The 2,249-nt window shown below is 69.1% G+C and carries 1 protein-coding gene; it reads left to right on the forward strand.

Going from position 1 to position 2,249, the window contains the following annotated elements; translation table 11 throughout:
* Positions 1 to 1,834: catalase/peroxidase HPI (gene katG, locus AC08ON_RS13055; RefSeq protein WP_476617062.1), on the forward strand; the 1,834-nt coding region annotated here is incomplete at its 5' end.
* Positions 1,835 to 2,249 lie beyond the last annotated feature (415 nt).

The following is a 2,249-nucleotide window of genomic DNA, read 5'->3' on the forward strand; positions in this document are numbered from 1 at the left end:
CAGCTGGCCGGACAACGCGAACCTCGACAAGGCTCGCCGCCTGCTGTGGCCGGTCAAGAAGAAGTACGGTCAGAAGATCTCATGGGCCGATCTGATGATCCTCGCCGGCAACGTCGCCCTGGAGTCGATGGGCTTCGAGACCTTCGGCTTCGCCGGCGGCCGGGTGGACGTCTGGGAGCCTGACGAGGACGTCTACTGGGGCCCCGAGACCACCTGGCTCGACGACGAGCGCTACACCGGCGACCGGGAGCTCGAGAATCCCCTCGCCGCCGTCCAGATGGGTCTCATCTACGTCAACCCGGAGGGCCCGAACGGCAACCCGGACCCGATCGCCGCGGCGCGCGACATCCGCGAGACGTTCCGCCGGATGGCGATGAACGACGAGGAGACGGTCGCCCTGATCGCCGGCGGCCACACCTTCGGCAAGACCCACGGCGCGGCCAACCCGGACGAGCACCTCGGCCCGGAGCCCGAGGGCGCCCCCATCGAGGAGCAGGGCTTCGGCTGGACGAGCACCTTCGGCACCGGCAGGGGTGGGGACACGATCACCAGCGGGCTTGAGGGTGCGTGGACGAACACCCCGGTGAGCTGGGACAACAGCTTCTTCGAGATCCTGTTCAGCTACGAGTGGGAGCTGACGAAGAGCCCCGCCGGTGCGAACCAGTGGAAGCCGAAGGACGGTGCCGGTGCCGGCACCGTCCCCGACGCCCACGACGCGGCGAAAAGCCACGCCCCCACGATGCTGACGACGGACCTCGCCCTCCGGTTCGACCCGATCTACGAGCCCATCTCGCGGCGCTTCCTGGAGAATCCGAGCGCGTTCGCGGACGCGTTCGCCCGGGCGTGGTTCAAGCTGACGCATCGTGACCTGGGGCCGGTCGCGCGCTACCTCGGCCCGGAGGTCCCGACCGAGACGCTGCTGTGGCAGGACCCACTCCCGGCGGTGGCCCACGAGCTCATCGACGCCGCGGACGTCGCCACTCTCAAGGGTCAGATCCTTGCCTCGGGTCTGTCGGTCTCCCAGCTGGTCTCCACCGCGTGGGCGTCGGCCTCGACGTTCCGCGGTGGTGACAAGCGCGGCGGCGCCAACGGTGCGCGCATCCGCCTCGAACCACAGCGCGGCTGGGAGGTCAACGAACCCGACCAGCTGGCGGCGGTCCTGCGCACGCTGACGAGAATCCAGGAGGCCTTCAACGCCGCCCAGACCGGCGGCAAGCAGGTCTCACTCGCCGACCTGATCGTGCTCGCCGGTGGTGTTGCCGTCGAGCGGGCCGCCGCGGACGCCGGCTTCGACGTCGAGGTCCCCTTCGCACCGGGACGTACCGACGCGTCGCAGGAGCAGACCGACGTGGAGTCGTTCGCGGTGCTCGAGCCGACGGCGGACGGGTTCCGCAACTACCTGGGGAAGGGCCACCGCCTGCCGGCTGAGTACCTCCTGCTCGACCGGGCGAACCAGCTGACCCTGAGCGCCCCCGAGCTGACGGTCCTCGTCGGTGGTCTGCGGGTCCTGGGCGCGAACTACCAGCAGTCGCCGCTCGGCGTCTTCACCGCGACCCCCGGGTCGCTGACGAACGACTTCTTCGTCAACCTGCTCGATCTTGGCACGACGTGGAAGACGACGTCCGAGGACGCGAACACCTTCGAGGGCCGCGATGCCGCCACGGGCAAGGTCAGGTGGACCGGCAGCCGCGCCGACCTCGTCTTCGGTTCAAACTCCGAACTGCGCGCGCTCGCGGAGGTCTACGCGAGCGACGACGCGCGGGAGAAGTTCGTGCACGACTTTGTCGCGGCGTGGGTCAAGGTGATGAACCTCGACCGGTTCGACCTCGTCTGATCCTGGTTCACCTCGCCCGATCCTGACGTCCAGGTCGGCCCGTGCCGGGCCACCTGGACGTCCTCGGTCCCGTCGCCATGGGCCTGAGGACGTGACGGTCGAGGCGAGCTCGTCCGCCGAACAGGTGCCGGCGGCCGATCGACGTGACAGGCGTCACCAGCACCCCCATACCTTCAGATAATCGACTGATCCTGCTAGACAGAACCAGTACCCGGGGAAACCTCGACGTCGCGGTATGGTCCCGCGATGACGACCATGATCCTTTGTGATCCCGTGCCGCCCCTGCCGGAACGGCTCCCTCCCGTCGCCCAGGCCGTCCAGCCGCTGTCCCGGCCACGCTCCCCGTTCCCGTACCAAGCCGGGGTGCAACGGCTCGCGCCTTCAAAGATCTCCCTCACCGCAGCCACGCGCGGGG

The sequence above is a fragment of the Frankia sp. CoWAU3 genome, assembly GCF_977971855.1.